Source organism: Klebsiella sp. GB_Kp056, assembly GCF_040064755.1.
Taxonomy (GTDB): domain Bacteria; phylum Pseudomonadota; class Gammaproteobacteria; order Enterobacterales; family Enterobacteriaceae; genus Klebsiella; species Klebsiella quasipneumoniae.
The window spans coordinates 15,057-31,539 of record NZ_JBEAJA010000073.1 but is presented as its reverse complement, the minus strand read 5'-3'; the positions used below and the strand labels follow the sequence as shown (position 1 = coordinate 31,539).

Below are 16,483 nucleotides of genomic sequence, written 5' to 3'. Positions count from 1 at the left end.
GCTTTTTTGTGCCGGTCTGTTTGCTGGTATTGTGCGCCAGGCTGCATACAACCCGTCTGGCAGCGGTCATAATCCCTGTTAATAATAATGTTATTCACAGGGACGATACCATGAGTGAGATAGCATTGACGGTCAGCGTACTGGCGCTGGTGGCGGTGATTGGGCTGTGGATCGGCAATGTCAAAATCCGCGGCGTCGGCTTTGGTATTGGCGGCGTGTTGTTTGGCGGCATTATCGTCGGCCACTTTGTCGATCAGGCGGGAGTCGCCCTCAGCAGCCCGATGCTGCATTTTATTCAGGAATTCGGCTTGATCCTGTTTGTCTACACCATCGGTATCCAGGTGGGGCCGGGCTTTTTCGCCTCGCTGCGGGTCTCAGGCCTGCGGCTCAATCTTTTCGCTATCCTGATCGTGATTCTTGGCGGCCTGGTCACGGCGGTGCTGCATAAACTGTTCAATATTCCTCTCCCGGTGGTGCTCGGCATCTTCTCCGGCGCGGTGACCAACACGCCGGCGCTGGGGGCCGGGCAGCAAATCCTGCGCGATCTCGGGGTGCCGTTCGAGGTGGTCGATCAGATGGGGATGAGCTATGCGATGGCGTATCCGTTCGGCATCTGCGGCATTCTGCTGACCATGTGGCTGGTGCGCCTGTTCTTTCGCATCAATGTTGAGAAAGAGGCCCAGCAATTTGAGGAGAGCAGCGGCAACGGCCATGCCCATTTGCACACCATCAACGTGCGGGTGGAGAACCCTAACCTCAACCAGATGGCGATTCAGGATGTGCCGATGCTCAACAGCGACAATATCGTCTGTTCGCGACTGAAGCGCGGTGAGCTGCTAATGGTGCCTGCGCCGGGCACCCTTATCCAGGCCGGCGATCTGCTGCACCTGGTGGGGCGGCCGGAGGATCTGCACAATGCGCAACTGGTGATCGGCCAGGAGGTGGCCACCTCGCTGTCGACGCGCGGCACCGACCTGAAGGTAGAGCGGGTGGTGGTGACTAACGAGAAAGTGCTGGGGAAGAAAATACGCGATCTGCACGTCAAACAGCGCTATGACGTAGTGATCTCCCGGCTTAATCGCGCTGGCGTCGAGCTGGTGGCCAGCAGCAGCGCCAGCCTGCAGTTTGGCGATATTCTCAACCTGGTCGGCCGTCCGGAGGCGATTGACGCCGTGGCCGCCGAGCTGGGTAACGCCCAGCAGAAGCTGCAGCAGGTTCAGATGCTGCCGGTATTTATCGGCATCGGTCTCGGGGTACTGCTGGGATCTATCCCGTTGTTTATTCCCGGCTTCCCCGCCGCCCTGAAGCTCGGGCTGGCCGGGGGGCCGCTGATTATGGCGCTGATTCTCGGGCGCATCGGGAGCATCGGCAAGCTGTACTGGTTTATGCCGCCGAGCGCCAACCTGGCGCTGCGCGAGCTGGGGATCGTGCTGTTTCTGGCGGTGGTCGGGCTGAAATCGGGGGGCGACTTTGTGGCGACCCTGACCCAGGGCGATGGCCTGAGCTGGATCGCTTACGGCATTTTCATCACCGCCATCCCGCTGCTGACGGTAGGCATTCTCGCGCGCATGCTGGCGAAAATGAACTATCTGACGCTGTGCGGCATGCTGGCCGGCTCGATGACCGACCCGCCGGCGCTGGCCTTCGCCAACAATCTGCACGCCACCAGCGGCGCGGCGGCGCTCTCTTACGCTACCGTCTATCCGCTGGTGATGTTCCTGCGGATTATCACCCCGCAGCTACTCGCCGTGCTGTTCTGGGGGGTGAGCTAGCGGGCTGTGCGCCTGGACGCGACGCAGATGGTAGTCCACCTGATACTCGCTGGCGTTGCGGAACATAACCGAATAGTTAAGAAACTCGCCGCTGTCGCTGTAGGAAAGGGAGGTAATCCGCAGCAGCGGCGTCTGCTCCGGAACGTTCATTGAGCGCGCCAGCTGCCTGTCCGCCAGCACCGGCGTCAGGGTCTCATAGTTCCCGCTGATGATGATCCCGCACTCCTTCTCAATATAATCAAATTTCGATCCCTCCAGATGGCTCAGCGACAGGTTACGGAACAGCTTCACCGGCATATAGCTATCCTCCAGCATCAGCGGCTTGCCGTCGACGAAGCGCACCCGCCGCGAGAAGTAGATCCGTTCATCAATTTTAATTCGCAACAGGCTGGCGATGGCCGGCGGGGCAGGCATCACTTCGAAGGCCAGCACCTGGCTTACCACCTCTTTACCCTGCTTGCGCAGCACTTCCGCCAGGCCGGTGAGATTGCTGGTTTCATGATGGACGTCTTTACGCGCCACGTAGGTCCCCGAGCCGTGGCGACGGACCACCAACCCCCAGTCCACCAGCAGGTCGATGGCTTTGCGGATGGTCATGCGCGCCACCCCGAACTCCTCGGCCAGTTTTTTCTCTCCCGGCAGCGGGCTGCCGATGGAGAAGTCGGCAGAATTCAGCCGCAGCCGCAGGCGGTCAGCAATCGATTTGTAGATCACCAGTAGTCCTCTTGTACAGGAAAGAGCGAGGTTATTTTCTTCACCTGTTATTAATAAATAAGTTTTAAGACAGCAGGTTATTATCCATTCATTAGATCGATTTCATCCTTTGGCTTATCGATGTCTAACTTTTGTTAACGAAGTAGACAACTTTGGCCAAATTAAAACCATGAAAGCGATCACGAATCGCAACGGCGCGGCATGTTGTTGGACGGGCAAATTCCTATTCTCGAGTGAGGCCGGTAATCAAGAAAAAGAAGGCCATTCACCCTACGAGTTGTTACATGAGGATTTCCCAATGCTCAGTCAAATACAACGCTTTGGCGGCGCCATGTTTACCCCGGTTTTGTTGTTTCCTTTCGCCGGGATCGTGGTCGGTATCGCCATTATGTTGCGCAACCCGATGTTCGTCGGCGAAGCGCTGACCGCACCCGACAGCCTGTTTGCACAGATCGTTCACATCATCGAAGAGGGCGGCTGGACCGTCTTTCGTAATATGCCGCTGATTTTCGCCGTCGGTCTGCCGATTGGCCTGGCGAAGCAGGCCCAGGGCCGGGCCTGTCTGGCGGTACTGGTGAGCTTTCTCACCTGGAACTACTTTATCAACGCCATGGGGATGACCTGGGGCCACTTCTTCGGCGTCGACTTTTCCGTTGAACCCACGGCCGGCAGCGGCCTGACGATGATTGCCGGGATTAAAACCCTCGACACCAGCATTATCGGGGCGATCGTCATCTCCGGCCTGGTGACGGCCCTGCATAATCGCTATTTCGATAAACCCCTGCCGGTGTTCCTCGGCATCTTCCAGGGCTCATCGTTTGTGGTCATTGTCGCCTTCCTCGCGATGATCCCCTGCGCCTGGCTGACGCTGCTCGGCTGGCCAAAAGTCCAGCTGGGTATTGAATCGCTACAGGCCTTCCTGCGCTCTGCCGGCGCGCTCGGGGTGTGGGTCTACATCTTCCTTGAGCGCATTCTGATCCCCACCGGTCTGCATCACTTCGTCTATGGCCCGTTCATCTTTGGCCCGGCGGTAGTGGAGGGCGGACTGCAGGTCTACTGGGCAGAGCATCTGCAGGCGTTCAGCCAGAGTACGGAACCGCTGAAGACGCTGTTCCCGGAGGGCGGCTTTGCCCTGCACGGTAACTCGAAAGTGTTTGGTTCGGTGGGCATTGCGCTGGCGCTTTACTTCACCGCCGCGCCGGAAAATCGCGTCAAGGTCGCCGGCCTGCTGATCCCCGCCACGTTGACCGCGATGCTGGTCGGGATCACCGAGCCGCTGGAGTTCACCTTCCTGTTCATCTCGCCGCTGCTGTTCGCCGTCCACGCGGTGCTGGCGGCGTCCATGGCGACGGTGATGTACATCTGCGGGGTGGTGGGCAATTTCGGCGGCGGCCTGCTCGACCAGTTCTTGCCGCAAAACTGGATCCCGATGTTCCATCACCACGCCTCGATGATGTTCATTCAGATAGGTATTGGTCTCTGTTTCACCGCCCTCTACTTCGTGGTCTTCCGCACCCTGATCCTGCGTCTGAACCTGAAGACGCCGGGCCGGGAAGAGAGCGAAATCAAGCTCTACAGCAAGGCTGATTATCAGGCGGCGCGGGGTAAAACCACGGCGGCAGCCGCGCCAGAGACCCGGCTGGGCCAGGCCGCTGGCTTCCTGCAGGCCCTCGGCGGCGCCAGCAACATTGAAAGTATCAATAACTGCGCCACCCGACTGCGCATCGCGCTGGTCGATATGGCGAAAACGCAAAGTGACGACGTCTTTAAAGCGCTGGGCGCCCACGGGGTAGTACGCCGCGGCAACGGGATTCAGGTCATCGTCGGCCTGCACGTTCCCCAGGTGCGCGACCAGCTGGAAAACCTGATGAAAGATTCTCTTTCGACCGAACATACCACCATGACGGAGGCAGTATCATGAAAAAATTCTCAGTTGTTATCGCAGGCGGCGGCAGCACCTTCACCCCGGGCATTGTCCTGATGCTGCTGGCAAACCAGGATCGTTTTCCGCTGCGGTCGCTGAAATTTTACGACAACGACGGGGCGCGGCAGGAGACCATCGCCGAGGCGTGCAAAGTGATCCTCAAAGAGCAGGCGCCGGAGATTGAATTCAGCTATACCACCGATCCGCAGGCGGCGTTTACCGATGTTGATTTCGTCATGGCGCATATCCGCGTCGGGAAATATCCGATGCGTGAACAGGATGAGAAAATCCCGCTGCGCCACGGCGTGCTGGGCCAGGAGACCTGCGGACCGGGCGGGATCGCCTACGGTATGCGCTCTATCGGCGGCGTGCTGGAGCTGGTGGATTATATGGAAAAATATTCGCCGAACGCCTGGATGCTTAACTACTCCAACCCGGCGGCGATTGTGGCGGAAGCTACCCGTCGTCTGCGGCCGAACGCCAAAATCCTCAACATCTGCGATATGCCGATCGGCATTGAAGGGCGGATGGCGCAGATTGTCGGCCTCAAAGACCGTAAACAGATGCGCGTGCGCTACTACGGCCTCAACCACTTCGGCTGGTGGACTTCGATTGAGGATCTCGACGGCAACGATTTGATGCCGAAACTACGCGAATATGTGGCGAAACACGGCTATGTGCCGCCATCTAACGACCCGCACACCGAGGCAAGCTGGAACGACACCTTTGCCAAAGCGAAAGATGTGCAGGCGCTGGATCCGCAGACCATGCCGAATACCTACCTGAAATATTACCTGTTCCCGGACTACGTGGTGGCCCACTCCAACCCGGAACGCACCCGCGCCAATGAGGTGATGGATCATCGTGAGAAAAACGTCTTCAGCGCCTGCCGGGCGATTATTGCCGCCGGGAAATCCTCCGCAGGCGATCTGGAGATTGACGAGCACGCGTCGTATATCGTCGATCTGGCGACGGCCATCGCCTTTAACACGCAGGAAAGGATGCTGCTGATTGTGCCGAACAATGGCGCGATCCATAACTTTGACGCCGACGCGATGGTGGAAATTCCTTGCCTGGTGGGCCACAACGGGCCGGAGCCGCTGACGGTCGGCGACATCCCGCACTTCCAGAAAGGGATGATGAGCCAGCAGGTGGCGGTGGAAAAACTGGTGGTCGATGCCTGGGAACAACGCTCTTACCACAAGCTGTGGCAGGCAATTACCCTGTCGAAAACCGTGCCGAGCGCCTCGGTGGCGAAAGCGATCCTCGACGACCTGATTGCCGCCAATAAGGATTACTGGCCGGAGCTGCATTAATCCCCGCCGTTGAACGGCGCCCTGCGGGGCGCCGATGCTTCTCCCCGGTTCCTGATTTACGCTATGCTGAAGCCTGCTGCGCGATGAACAAGGAACCGTCATGAAAATCTCCCGCCTCGGCGAAGCGCCTGATTACCGCTTTTCGCTGGCTAACGAACGCACCTTTCTGGCGTGGATCCGCACGGCGCTCGGTTTTCTTGCCGCTGGCGTCGGTCTTGACCAGCTGGCGCCAGACTTTGCCACGCCGCTGATCCGTGAAATTCTCGCCCTGCTGCTGTGCCTGTTTGCCGGCGGCATGGCCATCTATGGCTATCTGCGCTGGCTGAACAACGAGAAGGCGATGCGCCTGAAGCAGGATCTCCCCTATACCCGGACGCTGCTGGTGATTAGCATCCTGCTGCTGGCGGTGGTGGTCGCGGTGATGCTGCTGGTGCTGTATGGCGGATAAACGCCGGGCGCGGCGGGAAAGCGACCCGGGGCTACAGCCAGAGCGCACCTCCCTGGCCTGGTTTCGCACCCTGCTGGGCTATGGCGCGCTGATGGCGCTGGCGATTAAGCACAGCTGGCACCGCGCCGGACTGCCGTTCTGGCTGTCGATCGGCGTGCTGGCGATAGTGGCGGGGATCCTTTGGGGCTATACCCGCCGTCGTCATCTGATGGACGTCGACGACAGCGATTTTTTGCAGCCGCGGGCGGTTCGTGACAAATTTTTGATCGCACTCGCAGTACTTTCTCTGGCATTCCTGTTTGCTGTTACTCACCTTCAACAGATCGTTTCATTCATTAGGGATATGTCATGACAGGATGTCCGGCGAATTTGCCTCTCACTCATGCCCCCGGCCAGCAACATGACACTCCCTTTCAGGCGGTAGCGGTCGAGGCGGAGCATTGCCGCCAGCCGCAGGCGTTCTATGCGCAGCTGCGTCAACAGGGGCTTACGGCTATCCATTTTATTCCGCAGCTGGCGGCTGGCGACGCCGCGCTGTGGGGAGAGTTTCTCTGCGCGGTCTTTCACCGCTGGGTGCGGGAAGATATTGGCCGTATCAATATTTTGCTGTTTAGCGAGACGCTGAGCGCCTGGTGCGGCGAGTTGATAACGCAGGCGGGCGCGCCGGCGGCCAACAGCGCCTGCTACGGCTGTCCGTGGCTACGCCTGTGCCGCTGCGGCGAACAGGAAGACCCGCTGTGCGCGGGTTATCGGCAGTTCTACGATCTCAGCGGGCCCTATATGCGAGTGATGCGGGACCTGCGCCGACAGCAGCGGCCGCCAGAGGCGTTGATGCCGCTGCTGCGCTGAAGATTAGCGCCCCTTCGCCAGATACTGCGCCATCTCCTCTTCCGGCACCATTCCGCCGCCGGTGGCCCACACCAGGTGGGTCGCCTGCTGCAGCTGTTGCTCACTCAGCCCTTGCAGCTGATGGTACGCTTTGCTGGCGCAGACGCGCTGCGGCCCGGCCATCCCGGCCAGCGCGGAGGGCTCAAGGCGGATATTTTCCGCTGTCGCCAGCCAGCCCAACATGTCATACATCGTCTGGTCGTCAAGGGTATAGAACCCGTCGAGCAGGCGCTCCATTGCCCGGCCAACGAAGCCGGACGCCCGGCCGACCGCCAGACCGTCGGCGGCGGTCAGGTTATCAATGCCTAAATCCTGCACCGCTATCTGGTCATGAAGCCCGGTGTAGACGCCGAGCAGCATGCAGGGAGAGTGGGTCGGTTCGGCAAACAGGCAGTGAACGTGGTCGCCAAAGGCCAGCTTGAGGCCAAACGCCACGCCGCCGGGGCCGCCGCCGACGCCGCACGGCAGGTAGACGAACAGCGGATGGTCGGCATCGACCACCCGTCCGGCTTTGGCGAACTGCGCCTTCAGGCGCTCGCCGGCCACGGCATAGCCGAGGAACAGCGTGCGCGAATTTTCATCGTCGATGAAAAAGCAGTTCGGGTCGGATTCCGCCGCCTTGCGTCCCTGTTCGACCGCCACGCCGTAGTCCTCTTCATACTCCACCACCGTCACGCCGTGGCTGCGCAGTTTGGCCTTTTTCCACGCCCGGGCGTCCGCGGACATATGTACGGTAACCTTAAAGCCGATGCGGGCGCTCATGATGCCGATCGACATCCCGAGGTTGCCGGTTGAGCCGACGGCGATGCTGTACTGGCGGAAGAACTGTTTAAACTCCGGCGTCAGCAATTTGCGATAATCATCTGCGGTAGTCAGCAGCCCGGCCTCGAGCGCCAGCTTTTCCGCATGGGTCAGCACTTCATAAATGCCGCCGCGCGCTTTGATCGAGCCGGAGATCGGCAGATGGCTGTCTTTTTTCAGCAGCAGTTCGCCGCCAATCGGCTGGCCGAATTTTTGCTCGAGGCGGTGCTTCATTGCCGGAATGGCGACCACTTCCGATTCGATGATCCCGCCGCTGACGGCCGTTTCCGGGAAGGCTTCCGCCAGATAGGGCGCGAAGCGCTGAAGGCGGGCATGGGCGTCCTGCACGTCGTCGGCGGTCAGGCCGACGTAAGGTAATCCCTCCGCCAGAGGGGTGGTGGCGGGGTTAAACCAGGTGGTTTCTTTCAGGGCGATCAGATCCTGCACAAGCGGGAAGGTCGCGGTCAAGGTAGTCAATTCAGCGTGTTTCATCATACGTCTCTTTGCGCTCAGATAATGAAAGAAAGCAGGAAGGTGGCGGCCAGTGCAAGTAGCGACGCGATAAAAGTCGCCGTCGTGTAGTACTTGAACGTTTCACTGAGGCTTGCGCCGCAGTACTGTTTGACCAGCCAGAAGAGGGAATCGGTGACGATCGTGCAGCCAATGGCGCCGGAACCGATAGCAATAGCGATGATCTCCGGGCTGACGCCGGGATAGAGCGGCAGCATCGGCGCGACGATGGCGGTGGCGCCCATCATCGCCACGGTGGCGGAGCCGACGGCGGCGTGCAGGATAAGCGCCACCAGCCAGGCCAGCAGAATCGGGTGCATATCGAGGTTCGACAGGATCACCGCCAGGCGATCGGCCAGGCCGCTGGATTTTAAGATCGCGTTGAACGCGCCGCCTGCGCCGATAATCAGCAGGATGTTGGCGATCGACCCAAAGCCATTTTCAGTATGGGTTAGCAGGACGCCCATCCCCATTTGCCGACGAATGCCGAGCATGTAATACGCGACAAAGACGGCGATAAACATCGCGGTGATGGGGTTGCCGATAAATTCCAGCACCGTATACAGCGTGCCGCCTTTCGCCATGTTCAGTTCGGCGACGGTTTTCACCAGCATCAGGCCAATCGGCAGCAGTACGGTAAACAGCGTGGCGCCGAGCGACGGCAGCGTCGACGCCTCGCGGACCTCAAGATTGGCAAATTCGGCCGGGACCGGTTTGTACGGCAGGCGGTTGCCTAACGCTCGGAGAAACAGCGGGCCGCCAACCAGCGAGGCGATCAGACCGACCAGCAGGCCATAGACAATCACTGTGCCAATATCGGCGCCCAGTTTGTTAGCGACAAACAGGGCCGCCGGATGCGGAGGGACCACGCAGTGCACCGCCATCAGCGCGGTACACAGCGGAATAGCCAGCTTCAGCAGCGAGGTGTTGGTTTTTTTGGCGATGGAGAAGGCCAGCGGGATCAGCAGGACCACGCCGACTTCGACAAACAGCGTGATGCCGCAGATCAGGCCGACCAGCACCATAATCACGTCCGCCGACAGCCAGCGGCAGCGCTGCAGCGTCAGGCCGATGCGCTCCGCCGCGCCGGAGACCTCCATCATCTTGCCGAGAATGGTGCCGAGGCCGATCACCGCCGCCAGGAAGCCCAGCGTGCCGCCGATCCCGCTCTCAATGGCGTTGACCATCTCCAGCGGGCCCATTCCCATCATCGCGCCGACGAAAAAGCTCGCCAGCAGCAGCGCCAGAAAAGGATGAAACTTCAGTTTGACGATCGTTAAGACGATTAACACGATGCTGATCAGCAGCGTGCTCACAACCCAGACTTGCGAACCCATATTCCACCTCGCCTGTGAATAATCTGGCCTTATTGAAGCGAGAAACCTCATGGGCTGACAAACGATATAAATGGGCTTTAAGGTGAGGAGAATTGAATCAAGTCGGTGATTTGGCTCAAAAACAGACCATTAAACATGCTGTGGGTCAAATTAATTCACCCTTTAGCGGCAAAATCGGCGTGATTTTTTTATCATCAACAGCCACTGTATTAGCCAGGAGCGCGTGATGGATGTGCTAAAAAACATAGGTACCCGGCTGCTGAACGGCTGGCAGCTCTCCAGGCTGTCGACCTTTGAAGTGGCGGCGCGGCACGAGTCGTTTGCCCTGGCCGCCGACGAGCTGGCGCTCACGCCTGGCGCCGTCAGCCACCGGATTAATCAGCTGGAAGCGGAGCTGGGGATCCTGCTCTTTGTCCGCTCGCATCGCAAAGTTGAGCTGACGCGTGAAGGTAAGCGGGTCTACTGGGCGCTGAAGTCGTCGCTGGATGGCCTCAATCAGGAGATCCTCGACATCAAAAACCAGGAGCTCTCCGGCAGTCTGACGGTCTACTCGCGGCCCTCTATCGCCCAGTGCTGGCTGGTGCCGGCTCTGGGAGACTTTACCCGCCGTTACCCGGCCATCTCCCTCACCGTGCTGACCGGCAACGAGAACGTTAACCTGCAGCGGACGGGCATCGATCTGGCGATCTATTTTGATGATGCGCCGTCGTCGCAGCTGAGCCACCATTTTCTGATGGATGAGGCGATCGTGCCGGTATGTACGCCGAATTACGCGCACCAGCGGCAGTTAATGTCGAATCCGGGCAATCTGCGCCACTGTACCTTGCTCCACGACCGCCAGGCATGGAGCAACGATTCCGGCACCGATGAGTGGTATAGCTGGGCGCAGCAGTTTGCGGTGGACCTGCCGCCATCGTCGGGCATTGGCTTCGATCGTTCCGATTTAGCGGCGATCGCGGCGATGAACCACCTCGGGGTGGCAATGGGGCGTAAGCGGCTGGTGCAGAAGCGGCTGGAGAGCGGGGAGTTGATCGCCCCGTTTGGCGATATGACGCTGAAATGCCACCAGCACTACTATGTGACCACCCTGCCGGGTCGCCAGTGGCCGAAAATCGACGCCTTTATCGAGTGGCTGCATAGTCTGACCTGAAAATGAGCCGGGCTACCCCTCAATGATGTTGGACAGGCCGGGTAAGGCGTGAGCCGCCACCCGGCAACATTACGGTACGGCGCCTGATAACCGCCCGGCGGCGCTGCGCTTGCGCGGGCCTACAGAGGACAGAACGGTAGGCCGGGTAAGGCGTCAGCCGCTATCCGGGGAACGGCCGCCGCGCTTATACCGGCTGCTGATGATGGGTAAAACGCGAGGCCAGCGGCAGCCAGCACAGCAGAATCAACAGGCCCATCAGCATCATCAGCAGCCCGAGACTGCTCTGACCGGTTTGCGGCATCATTGCTGACAGCCAGGCCAGCACGCCGGAACCGATATTCTGCAAGCCGCCAACCAGCGCCCCGGCGGTACCGGCGAGGAACGGGAATGGCTCCATCGCGCCGCTGGTGGCCAGCGGGAACAGCATGCCGGCGCCAAAGAAGAACAGCGCCGCCGGCACCAGCAGGGTCCAGACGGTCATAACGCCCAGCAGCCCCGGGATCCACATCATCAGACCCGCCAGCAGGCAGCAGATAACCGATTGCCACATCAGGGTCGGGAAACGCTTGTTCGGCCGGCCGGCAAACCAGGCGCCGAAGAAGGCGGCCGGGATCGGCAGAATAAACAGAATACTCACCGCCATGCTGCTCAGGCCGAGCACCGCGCCCATCAGTACGCCGGAACAGGCTTCGAATACCGCAATTCCCGCCAGGCCGCCGATCAGCATGAGCAGGTAACAGTTAAAGGCGCCGGTGCCGAACAGCGTTTTGTAGCTGGCCAGAAGTTTGGTGCGCGGCGCGCCCTCCGGGCGCGTTTCCGGCATCCATTTCGCCATGCTAAAGGTCACCCCCGCGCACAGCACCAGCAGGAAGGCGTAACAGGCGCGCCAGTTCCACAGGGTGTCGAGGATGCCGCCGAGCAGCGGGGCAATCAGCGGGCTGACCAGAATGCCCATATTTAACAGGCTATTGGCATGACGCAGCTGGGCGCCTTCGTACAGATCGCGGGGCAGGGTGCGCGCCATCACGCCGCCGACGCCGGTGCCCATCCCCTGCATGGCGCTGGCGGCGATCAGCACCGGCAGGCTATGGGTGGTAATGGCTACCAGCGTCGCCAGCATAAAAATCGACATCCCGACGAGGATCACCGGGCGGCGACCCACGCGGTCGGAGAGCGGGCCGTAAAACAGCTGTGAAATACCGTAGGTCAGCAGGTAGGCCGCCATTACGCTTTGTACCGCCCCTTCGCGGACGTTCAGCGCGACCGCCATGTCGGCGATGGCCGGAATATAGATGGTCTGCGCCATCTGGCCGACGGCCACCAGCAGTACCAGCATCAACAACAAATTGAAGTTTTTATGCCGTTTCATGTCGATGAATACTTTGTGAGTAAATAAAAATTAAGAATATGTGACTGGCACACCCCGTAAACGATGGAGGAATCTACCATATAAAAATGACATAACAACTGCAAAGTGCCGATTGTTGAGGGAATTCCAGGCAGATTATGTAAACAGGAACGGCAACTAATGTTGCCATTTCAGGCTACGCGAGGCGCAGGAGGATCGCCCCGGCGGCAATCCCGCAGGCGGCGACGATGCGCAGCGGCATCAGTTGCTCTTTCAGGACGATAAACGCGATCAGCGCGCCGAACAAAATGGAGGTTTCACGCAGCGCGGCGACCACCGCCAGCGGCGCCTGGGTCATCGCCCACAGCGCCAGGCCGTAGGAGCCCATGGTGCCGATCCCGCCGAGGATACCTATTCGCCAGTGCAGGCGTAGATAGCGGCTGGCTTCAGCGCGGCGGGTCATCATTGCCCAACTTAGCAGGCAGAAGCCGTTCATAAAAAAGGTCCACAGGGTGTAGCCCAGCGCCGAGCCCGCCAGCCGGACGCCGGTGCCATCCACCAGCGTATAGCCGGCGATAAAGCAGGCGTTGATCAGCGCCAGCACGATGCCTTTGCGGGAGCTGGCGCGGCCGTTAAAGGCCATCGCCAGAATGGCCAGGCAGATGACGCCGATGCCCAGCCAGGCCAGCGGCGACAAACGATCGCCGAGAAACAGCACGCTTATCGCCGCCACCAGCAACGGGGCAGTCCCCCGCATCAGCGGATAGGTCTGGCTCATATCCGACACCTGATAGGTCTTCGCCACCAGCACCGTATACACCACCTGTAACGCGCACGACGCCAGCAGATAGGGGGCGCTGGCCAGCGTGGGCTGCGGGGCAAAGGGCAGCATCACCAGGGCGATCAGCGCGGCCGAGCCGCTGACGCCGATCGCCGCGTACATTTTATCGCCGCTGGCTTTGACAATAGCGTTCCAGCTGGCGTGCAGCAGGGCGGCGAACAGCAAAATGCAGAATACGGTGAGGGTCATCGCAGACAGGTTCAACAGTGAAGGTCACCGGACTGTAACACGCGCCCGCGCTGCCAGCCAGCGGGGCTACAGCGAACAAAACAGGCGATGCGTCACCCGCGGTTCATCGTACACCGGGCGAAAGCCAAGTCTTTCATAAAAGGGCCAGGCCTGCGCCGGAGCGTGGGTGTTGAGAAAATCGAACCAGGCGCTGGAGTGGGTGATAACCGAGACCAGCAGCTGCTGGCCGATCCCCCGGCGGCGGTAGCGCTCGCTGATGTAGAGGTGGCGAATACGCCCGGCCCGCGGCTGGGGGCTGAAGGGATCGCTATTGATGCCGCATACCCCAACCAGCTGGTGATTCACGAAGGCGCCCAGCAGCGTTTCGCCCGGCGCAGTAAAGCGGTTTTTGCCGCTCTGCCAGTTTTCCGCCAGGCGGCGCAGCATATTGAAATGCTGTTCAAGGCTTTCGGTGCGCAGCGCCGCGAACCCCGGGGCATCCGGCGTCGTGGCGGCAATTAACAGGGGTGGCATAGCTTCCTCCATCAAGTCATCCCGGGACGCCCGGCGGGCGCCTGCAGGGGGGCGGTTTCCCGCCCCCCTCAGGTGCGACTTGAACCTGAATCAGCGGAACTGTTTCAGGACTGCATCAAGTAGTTGCAACACAGCAACCATGAGTTTCAGGATTAAAATAATAATATCCATTCCGCCCATACGCGCGTCTCCTGTGGTTAAGGAGCACAATAAGCTGACGTACCTTTCCGCTGCCCGTTGTCAGCTTATCCCTGCCTGTCGCCGGCGGCGTCGCCCTGGCCTGTGGTGGCTCCTTCCGTGGACGGCTTCCCGGCCCGCCGCCTGCAACGACAGGGGTGCGCAGCGCTGAACCACGCGTTGCCGCGCGGGCCAGTGACTGCACGTTGTTGACGTAACACAGTGTGCTCTCTCGGGGTTAAGGCACTGACGGCACCACCCGTTTCAGCCAGGACTTCGTTGCGCCGGTCAAACTTGCAGCCCCCGAATGGCACACCGTGAACACACCCAGTATAGATAAATACTGTATGGATGAACAGTATTTTTTGGACAAATCCGCCGCGCTATCCCATACTCTATGACAGAGAAAAACCGACCTTAAATTGCGCGAACTGCAGCGATCGCGTATACTTTTGGCGTTGACGTAATACAGTGTGCTTGCGGCTACCACCTGTAACCATGCTGATAAAAACCTCGCTCCGGCGGGGTTTTTTGTTTTCTGCCCTTTTGCGCCGAACTGTGATCTTTCGCGCAAATTTTCGTGGATGAAAATAAATCCATTGTGAAAACGTAAAACCTGTGTTTGTATAAATTCAGCTTATTTTTCGACACAACAGGTCCCTAATGAACGCAACCCTGATCGCTTCGACCCTACTAAAAACCGCGCCTGCCGCGGTGGTCGTCGTGTCTGTGGTGGTCGTCGTCGGCAATGCGCCGTAGGGTCCGGAACAACACGAATTCCAAACCCCGCCGGCGCAAACCGAGCGGGGTTTTTTGTTGGCGAGCCCCCCGGTAAAGTCGGCCCAGAAGAAAAGGACTGGAGCATGGCAAGTTCGGGCACCACATCAAACACAATGCGCTTTACCGGCGCGCAGCTGGTTGTTCATTTACTGGAACGCCAGGGTATCACTATGGTTAGCGGCATTCCGGGCGGCTCCATCCTGCCTATCTACGATGCCTTAAGCCAGAGCACGCAGATCCGCCACATCCTGGCGCGCCACGAGCAGGGCGCGGGCTTTATCGCCCAGGGGATGGCGCGTACCGAAGGCAAACCGGCGGTCTGTATGGCCTGCAGCGGCCCGGGGGCGACGAACCTGGTGACGGCGATCGCCGATGCCCGCCTGGATTCGATTCCGCTGGTCTGCATCACCGGCCAGGTGCCGGCATCGATGATCGGCACCGACGCCTTCCAGGAAGTGGACACCTACGGCATCTCTATCCCCATCACCAAACATAACTATCTGGTGCGCGACATCGCCGAGCTGCCGCAGGTGATCAGCGACGCCTTCCGTATTGCTCAGTCCGGGCGTCCCGGGCCGGTGTGGATAGACATTCCTAAGGACGTACAGTCGGCGACCATTGAGCTGGAAACGCTGCCGGAGCCGGGCGAGCGCGCCGCAGCGCCGGCATTCGCCCCCGAAAGCGTGCGCGAAGCGGCGGCGATGATCAACGCGGCGAAGCGTCCGGTGCTCTATCTGGGCGGCGGGGTAATTAACGCGCCGCAGGAGATCCGTGAGCTGGCGGAAAAAGCCAACCTGCCGACCACCATGACCCTGATGGCGCTGGGCATGCTGCCGAAGGCGCACCCGCTGTCGCTGGGGATGCTGGGCATGCATGGCGCGCGCAGCACCAACTTCATTCTGCAGGAAGCGGATTTACTGATTGTTTTAGGCGCGCGTTTTGATGACCGGGCGATTGGCAAGACCGAGCAGTTCTGCCCGAACGCGAAGATTATCCACGTCGATATCGACCGCGCCGAGCTGGGCAAAATTAAGCAACCGCACGTGGCGATTCAGGGCGATGTGGCGGAAGTCTTAGCCCAGCTGAACCCGCAGGTTGAGGCGCAGCCGCGCGAGGAGTGGCGCCAGCTGGTGGCCGACTTGCAGCGCGAATTCCCCTGCGCCATCCCGCAGGAAAGCGACCCGCTCTCTCATTATGGCCTGATTAACGCCGTGGCCGCCTGCGTGGATGATGAAGCGATCATCACCACCGACGTAGGCCAGCACCAGATGTGGACGGCGCAGGCCTACCCGCTCAACCGTCCGCGGCAGTGGCTGACCTCCGGCGGTCTTGGCACCATGGGCTTCGGCCTGCCGGCGGCGATCGGCGCGGCGCTGGCGAATCCGCTGCGCAAGGTTATCTGCTTCTCCGGCGACGGCAGCCTGATGATGAATATTCAGGAGATGGCCACCGCCGCTGAAAATCAGCTGGATGTAAAAATTATCCTGCTGAACAACGAAGCGCTGGGGCTGGTGCATCAGCAGCAGAGCCTGTTTTATCAGCAGGGGGTTTTTGCCGCCACCTATCCGGGGATGATTAACTTTATGCAGATTGCCGCCGGTTTTGGCCTGCAAACCTGTGATTTAAATAACGAAGCCGATCCGCAGGCGGCGCTGCAGGCGATCATCGACCGTCCGGGGCCGGCGCTGATCCACGTGCGCATCGACGCGCAGCAGAAAGTGTATCCGATGGTACCGCCGGGTGCGGCTAATACTGAAATGGTGGGGGAATAAGCC

The 16,483-nt window shown here is 60.0% G+C and carries 17 protein-coding genes; 9 read left to right on the top strand and 8 right to left on the bottom strand.

Annotated elements, in window-relative coordinates; genetic code table 11:
* Positions 1 to 110 precede the first annotated feature (110 nt).
* A complete protein-coding gene (locus ABLV52_RS25275; RefSeq protein WP_023291449.1) occupies positions 111 to 1,772 on the top strand; it encodes a putative transporter in 1,662 nt (553 codons plus the stop codon).
* Here ABLV52_RS25275 and ABLV52_RS25270 read toward each other — a convergent pair.
* A complete protein-coding gene (locus ABLV52_RS25270) occupies positions 1,740 to 2,486 on the bottom strand; it encodes a GntR family transcriptional regulator (RefSeq protein WP_023291448.1) in 747 nt (248 codons plus the stop codon). The two genes, ABLV52_RS25275 and ABLV52_RS25270, sit on opposite strands and share 33 nt — an antisense overlap.
* A gap of 298 nt (positions 2,487 to 2,784) precedes the next feature.
* Between ABLV52_RS25270 and ABLV52_RS25265 the strand changes: the two genes are divergently transcribed.
* From ABLV52_RS25265 to ABLV52_RS25245, 5 genes are all read left to right on the top strand, one after another.
* Positions 2,785 to 4,407, top strand: coding sequence for an alpha-glucoside-specific PTS transporter subunit IIBC (locus ABLV52_RS25265; protein WP_023291447.1), 1,623 nt, complete (start codon positions 2,785 to 2,787; stop codon positions 4,405 to 4,407).
* Positions 4,404 to 5,726, top strand: a complete 1,323-nt coding sequence (locus tag ABLV52_RS25260; RefSeq protein WP_232712417.1) for a 6-phospho-alpha-glucosidase — start codon at positions 4,404 to 4,406, stop codon at positions 5,724 to 5,726. Before ABLV52_RS25265 ends, ABLV52_RS25260 begins: the two co-directional genes overlap by 4 nt.
* A 100-nt stretch (positions 5,727 to 5,826) precedes the next feature.
* Positions 5,827 to 6,174: a DUF202 domain-containing protein gene (locus ABLV52_RS25255; RefSeq protein ID WP_004202264.1), complete on the top strand. Its 348-nt coding sequence runs from the start codon at positions 5,827 to 5,829 to the stop codon at positions 6,172 to 6,174.
* Positions 6,164 to 6,526 (top strand): DUF202 domain-containing protein, encoded by a 363-nt coding sequence (locus tag ABLV52_RS25250; RefSeq protein WP_023291446.1) that lies wholly within the window; start codon positions 6,164 to 6,166, stop codon positions 6,524 to 6,526. The genes ABLV52_RS25255 and ABLV52_RS25250 overlap by 11 nt, the downstream gene beginning before the upstream one ends.
* Positions 6,523 to 7,023, top strand: a complete 501-nt coding sequence (locus ABLV52_RS25245; RefSeq protein WP_348891056.1) for a regulator — start codon at positions 6,523 to 6,525, stop codon at positions 7,021 to 7,023. Before ABLV52_RS25250 ends, ABLV52_RS25245 begins: the two co-directional genes overlap by 4 nt.
* A gap of 3 nt (positions 7,024 to 7,026) precedes the next feature.
* On the opposite strand, the gene dsdA is transcribed toward ABLV52_RS25245, so the two are convergent.
* Positions 7,027 to 8,355 carry a D-serine ammonia-lyase gene (dsdA, locus tag ABLV52_RS25240; RefSeq protein WP_044525090.1) on the bottom strand — a complete coding sequence of 443 codons (1,329 nt, stop codon included), beginning with the start codon at positions 8,353 to 8,355 and terminating at the stop codon, positions 7,027 to 7,029.
* Positions 8,356 to 8,372: 17 nt separating this feature from the next.
* Positions 8,373 to 9,710: a D-serine transporter DsdX gene (gene dsdX / locus ABLV52_RS25235; RefSeq protein ID WP_065805554.1), complete on the bottom strand. Its 1,338-nt coding sequence runs from the start codon at positions 9,708 to 9,710 to the stop codon at positions 8,373 to 8,375.
* Between the two features lie 226 nt (positions 9,711 to 9,936).
* On the opposite strand from dsdX, the gene dsdC reads away from it, so the two are divergent.
* Complete coding sequence (dsdC, locus tag ABLV52_RS25230; protein ID WP_044525088.1) at positions 9,937 to 10,860, top strand: DNA-binding transcriptional regulator DsdC; 924 nt, start codon at positions 9,937 to 9,939, stop codon at positions 10,858 to 10,860.
* Between the two features lie 184 nt (positions 10,861 to 11,044).
* Here dsdC and emrD read toward each other — a convergent pair whose 3' ends face one another.
* The 5 genes from emrD to ABLV52_RS25205 form a co-directional block, all read right to left on the bottom strand.
* On the bottom strand, positions 11,045 to 12,229 hold the full coding sequence (gene emrD, locus ABLV52_RS25225) for a multidrug efflux MFS transporter EmrD (RefSeq protein WP_032454418.1): 1,185 nt from the start codon (positions 12,227 to 12,229) through the stop codon (positions 11,045 to 11,047).
* 175 nt (positions 12,230 to 12,404) lie between these two features.
* A complete protein-coding gene (locus ABLV52_RS25220) occupies positions 12,405 to 13,238 on the bottom strand; it encodes a DMT family transporter (RefSeq protein ID WP_023291440.1) in 834 nt (277 codons plus the stop codon).
* Between the two features lie 66 nt (positions 13,239 to 13,304).
* On the bottom strand, positions 13,305 to 13,751 hold the full coding sequence (locus ABLV52_RS25215; RefSeq protein ID WP_004202251.1) for a GNAT family N-acetyltransferase: 447 nt from the start codon (positions 13,749 to 13,751) through the stop codon (positions 13,305 to 13,307).
* A gap of 90 nt (positions 13,752 to 13,841) precedes the next feature.
* On the bottom strand, positions 13,842 to 13,961 hold the full coding sequence (gene tisB, locus ABLV52_RS25210) for a type I toxin-antitoxin system toxin TisB (RefSeq protein WP_004145059.1): 120 nt from the start codon (positions 13,959 to 13,961) through the stop codon (positions 13,842 to 13,844).
* A 450-nt stretch (positions 13,962 to 14,411) separates the two neighbouring features.
* Positions 14,412 to 14,579, bottom strand: coding sequence for a hypothetical protein (locus ABLV52_RS25205; protein ID WP_014343455.1), 168 nt, complete (start codon positions 14,577 to 14,579; stop codon positions 14,412 to 14,414).
* A gap of 12 nt (positions 14,580 to 14,591) precedes the next feature.
* On the opposite strand from ABLV52_RS25205, the gene ivbL reads away from it, so the two are divergent.
* Positions 14,592 to 14,687, top strand: a complete 96-nt coding sequence (ivbL, locus tag ABLV52_RS25200; RefSeq protein ID WP_002923286.1) for an ilvB operon leader peptide IvbL — start codon at positions 14,592 to 14,594, stop codon at positions 14,685 to 14,687.
* A gap of 104 nt (positions 14,688 to 14,791) precedes the next feature.
* Positions 14,792 to 16,480: an acetolactate synthase large subunit gene (gene ilvB, locus ABLV52_RS25195; protein ID WP_348891055.1), complete on the top strand. Its 1,689-nt coding sequence runs from the start codon at positions 14,792 to 14,794 to the stop codon at positions 16,478 to 16,480.
* Positions 16,481 to 16,483: the final 3 nt, after the last annotated feature.

Coding starts and splice junctions, on each gene's coding strand:
- ABLV52_RS25245 (WP_348891056.1), top strand. CDS start 6,523: ATGACAGGATGTCCGGCGAATTTGCCTCTCACTCATGCCCCCGGCCAG.
- ABLV52_RS25250 (WP_023291446.1), top strand. CDS start 6,164: ATGGCGGATAAACGCCGGGCGCGGCGGGAAAGCGACCCGGGGCTACAG.
- ABLV52_RS25220 (WP_023291440.1), bottom strand. CDS start 13,238: ATGACCCTCACCGTATTCTGCATTTTGCTGTTCGCCGCCCTGCTGCAC.
- ivbL (WP_002923286.1), top strand. CDS start 14,592: ATGAACGCAACCCTGATCGCTTCGACCCTACTAAAAACCGCGCCTGCC.
- dsdX (WP_065805554.1), bottom strand. CDS start 9,710: ATGGGTTCGCAAGTCTGGGTTGTGAGCACGCTGCTGATCAGCATCGTG.
- ABLV52_RS25255 (WP_004202264.1), top strand. CDS start 5,827: ATGAAAATCTCCCGCCTCGGCGAAGCGCCTGATTACCGCTTTTCGCTG.
- emrD (WP_032454418.1), bottom strand. CDS start 12,229: ATGAAACGGCATAAAAACTTCAATTTGTTGTTGATGCTGGTACTGCTG.
- ilvB (WP_348891055.1), top strand. CDS start 14,792: ATGGCAAGTTCGGGCACCACATCAAACACAATGCGCTTTACCGGCGCG.
- ABLV52_RS25275 (WP_023291449.1), top strand. CDS start 111: ATGAGTGAGATAGCATTGACGGTCAGCGTACTGGCGCTGGTGGCGGTG.
- dsdC (WP_044525088.1), top strand. CDS start 9,937: ATGGATGTGCTAAAAAACATAGGTACCCGGCTGCTGAACGGCTGGCAG.
- dsdA (WP_044525090.1), bottom strand. CDS start 8,355: ATGAAACACGCTGAATTGACTACCTTGACCGCGACCTTCCCGCTTGTG.
- ABLV52_RS25215 (WP_004202251.1), bottom strand. CDS start 13,751: ATGCCACCCCTGTTAATTGCCGCCACGACGCCGGATGCCCCGGGGTTC.
- ABLV52_RS25265 (WP_023291447.1), top strand. CDS start 2,785: ATGCTCAGTCAAATACAACGCTTTGGCGGCGCCATGTTTACCCCGGTT.
- ABLV52_RS25260 (WP_232712417.1), top strand. CDS start 4,404: ATGAAAAAATTCTCAGTTGTTATCGCAGGCGGCGGCAGCACCTTCACC.